The sequence below is a fragment of the Streptomyces graminilatus genome, from assembly GCF_001418565.1.
In the GTDB taxonomy this organism is placed as follows: Bacteria; Actinomycetota; Actinomycetes; order Streptomycetales; family Streptomycetaceae; genus Streptomyces; species Streptomyces graminilatus.
This window is the reverse complement of sequence record NZ_LIQQ01000484.1, coordinates 1-3,442: the sequence shown is the minus strand read 5'-3', so window position 1 is coordinate 3,442 and position 3,442 is coordinate 1. Positions and strand designations below refer to the sequence as shown.

Below are 3,442 nucleotides of genomic sequence, written 5' to 3'. Positions count from 1 at the left end.
CGCCGACCATGTGGACGCCGACCACGGCACCGTCCTTGACCTGGACGAGCTTGATCTCGCCCGCGGTCTTGAGGATCTTGCTCTTGCCGTTGCCCGCGAGGCTGTACTTCAGAGCGACGACCTTGTCCGCACCGTAGATCTCCTTGGCCTTGGCCTCGGTGATGCCCACGGAAGCGACCTCGGGGTGGCAGTACGTCACCCGGGGGACACCGTCGTAGTCGATCGGGACGGCCTTCAGACCGGCCAGCCGCTCCGCCACCAGGATGCCCTCGGCGAAGCCGACGTGCGCGAGCTGGAGGGTCGGGACCAGGTCACCGACGGCGGAGATGGTCGGCACGTTCGTCCGCATGTACTCGTCGACCAGGACGTAGCCGCGGTCCATCGCGACGCCCTGCTCCTCGTAACCGAGACCGGCGGAGACGGGCCCGCGGCCAACCGCGACGAGCAGCAGCTCGGCCTCGAACTCCTTGCCGTCGGCAAGGGTGACCTTGACACCGTTCGCGGTGTACTCGGCCTTCGAGAAGAAGGTGCCCAGGTTGAACTTGATGCCGCGCTTGCGGAACGCGCGCTCAAGAAGCTTGGAGGAGTTCTCGTCCTCGAGCGGGGCCAGGTGCTTCAGCCCCTCGATGATGGTGACGTCCGTACCGAAGGACTTCCACGCCGAGGCGAACTCGACGCCGATGACACCGCCGCCGAGGACGATCGCCGACTGCGGCACCCGGTCCAGGACGAGGGCGTGGTCCGAGGAGATGATCCGGTTGCCGTCGATCACCAGGCCCGGCAGCGACTTCGGCACGGAGCCGGTCGCCAGCAGGACGTGGCGGCCCTGGATCCGCTGCCCGTTCACGTCGACGGAGGTGGGGGAGGAGAGCCGCCCCTCACCCTCGATGTAGGTGACCTTGCGGGAGGCGACGAGGCCCTGGAGTCCCTTGTACAGACCCGAGATGACCTCGTCCTTGTACTTGTGGACCGCCGGGACGTCGATGCCCTCGAAGGTGGCCTTGACGCCGAACTGCGCGCTCTCGCGGGCCTGGTCGGCGATCTCGCCCGCGTGCAGCAGGGCCTTGGTGGGGATGCATCCCCGGTGCAGGCAGGTACCGCCGACCTTGTCCTTCTCGATCAGGGCGACGTCGAGCCCCAGCTGGGCCCCGCGCAGCGCCGCGGCGTAACCGCCACTGCCACCGCCGAGAATCACTAGGTCGAAAACGGTGCTGGCGTCGTTCGCCACGTCACGTCCTCCATGCATTGCGCCGTACGCCGGGCTTCTTCGTCCCCTTGCCGGGGGATGACCGGTCGGTCGGCTGGTGTCCGGCCGCTCTTTCTTCGGCCCTGTGGTGGGGGCCCCATCCTGCCGAGGCCATCTTCGCACTTGTCAGACCCCAACGAGACGCCGGGTGACTGTGACGGACACCCCACACTTGCCAGAACTTTCCAGAGAGGGGCGCGGCACCCCACCTAAGGGGCGCGGGGAACTGCGCGACAAGCCACAGCGGACCCGCACCCGCCACACAACGCACACGACCGAGCCGGTAGGCGAAACGGGACCCCGGCACTACCCGCACGCGAGGTCCCGTCACTAAAAGCACCCTCAGCCCAGGTCACCGACAGCAGTCAGCTCAGCCAGTCGAACAAGGGTCCGCACAGCCGACCCCGTACCGCCCTTGGGCGTGTAACCGAAAGGCCCACCCTCATTGAACGCGGGCCCCGCGATGTCGAGGTGCGCCCAAGTAATGCCCTCACCCACGAACTCCCGCAGGAACAGCCCCGCGACCAGCCCACCCCCGTACCTCTCACCCATGTTCGCGATGTCGGCGGTCGGGGACTCCATCCCCTTCTTCAGGTGGTCCGGCAGCGGCATCGGCCACGCCGACTCCCCGACCTCCTCCGCCGCCTCGTGCAGCGCGGAGCGGAACGCGTCGTCGTTCGCCATGATCCCGTACGTCCGGTTGCCCAGCGCCAGCATCATCGCGCCGGTCAGCGTCGCCACGTCGACGATCGCGTCCGGCTTCTCCGCCGAAGCGGCCCACAGGGCGTCCGCGAGGACGAGACGGCCCTCGGCGTCGGTGTTGAGGACCTCGACGGTCTTGCCGCTGTACATGCGCAGCACGTCACCGGGACGGGTGGCGGAGCCGGACGGCATGTTCTCGGCGAGCGCCAGCCAGCCGGTGACATTGACCTCAAGGCCCAGACGTGCGGCGGCGACGACCGCGGCGAAGACCGCCGCCGCACCGGCCATGTCGCACTTCATCGTCTCGTTGTGCCCGGCGGGCTTGAGCGAGATGCCGCCCGAGTCGTAGGTGATGCCCTTGCCGACGAAGGCGAGGTGCTTGCTCGCCGCCTCGTGCGTGTACGTCAGCTTCACCAGCCGGGGTCCGGCTTCGGAACCGGCGCCGACGCCGAGGATGCCGCCGTAGCCGCCCTCCTCCAGAGCCTCGACGTCGAGCACCTCCACCTGGATGCCGTGCTCCTCGGCCGCGGCCTGCGCGACGGCGGCGAAGGCCTCCGGGTTGAGGTCGTTCGGCGGGGTGTTGACCAGGTCGCGGGCGCGGTTGAGCTCCTCGGACACGGCGGTGGCGCGGGCCACGGCGGCCTTGTACGCGGCGTCGCGGGGCTTGCCGCCGAGCAGGGTGACCTCGCCGAGCGGCCCCTTGCCGTTCTTGGCGTCCTTGCCGATCTCCTTGTACGCGTCGAAGGCGTACGCCCCGAGGAGGGCGCCCTCGCCGATCGCGCCGGCGTCGGCGGCGTCTTCGATCGGCAGGGCGAAGGCGGCCTTCTTGGCACCGGCGAGGGTGCGGGCGGCGACACCGGCGGCCCGGCGCAGCGACTCCGCGCCGAAGGTCTCGTCCTTCTCGGGCAGCGCGCCGAGGCCCACGGCCACGACGACGGGTGCCTTGAAGCCGGCCGGGGCGGGCAGCTTGGTCACCTCGCCCTCGGCGCCGGACGCGCCGAGGGTCCCCAGGACGTCGCCGAGCTTGCCGTCGTACGCCTGGTCCACGGCCTCGGCGCCCGGTGCGACGACGGGGCCCTTGGCGCCCTTGGCGACACCGACGACGATCGCGTCGGCCCGAAGGCCGGGCGCCGCGGCGGTGCTGAGAGTGAGAGCAGTCACGGTGGTGAATTCTCGCTTCCGTCTGAAAAATTCTGCGGCCGAGTGGAATGGGTCGACCAGGCCCGACAAGCGACCCTAAATCCAGCCCTGGGGGGCGGTCCGTACCGGGGTTGGTACACCCGCCACGAGCCTACGCTCGGTCGTCGGGTTCGCTCATTCCAGCGAGCGTTCACCGGACGGTGGTGTTCAGGTCATTTCCCACCCGTCACACCGGCCACCGGCCACCGGCCCTGGGGTTCCATGAACCGACGCCCACTGGACGCGCCCTGAAGGGGCGCGGGGAACTGCGCGACCGGCCACGACGCAGCGTCGGACAACAGACAACAGACAACA

Annotated in this window: 2 protein-coding genes; both read right to left on the bottom strand. The window is 69.5% G+C overall.

The window, feature by feature from the left end; translation table 11 throughout:
• On the bottom strand, positions 1-1,228 hold a 1,228-nt coding region (locus AOK08_RS33545; protein WP_055533025.1), incomplete at its 3' end, for a dihydrolipoyl dehydrogenase.
• Between the two features lie 360 nt (positions 1,229-1,588).
• Positions 1,589-3,109 carry a leucyl aminopeptidase gene (locus AOK08_RS33540; protein ID WP_055533023.1) on the bottom strand — a complete coding sequence of 507 codons (1,521 nt, stop codon included), beginning with the start codon at positions 3,107-3,109 and terminating at the stop codon, positions 1,589-1,591.
• Positions 3,110-3,442 lie beyond the last annotated feature (333 nt).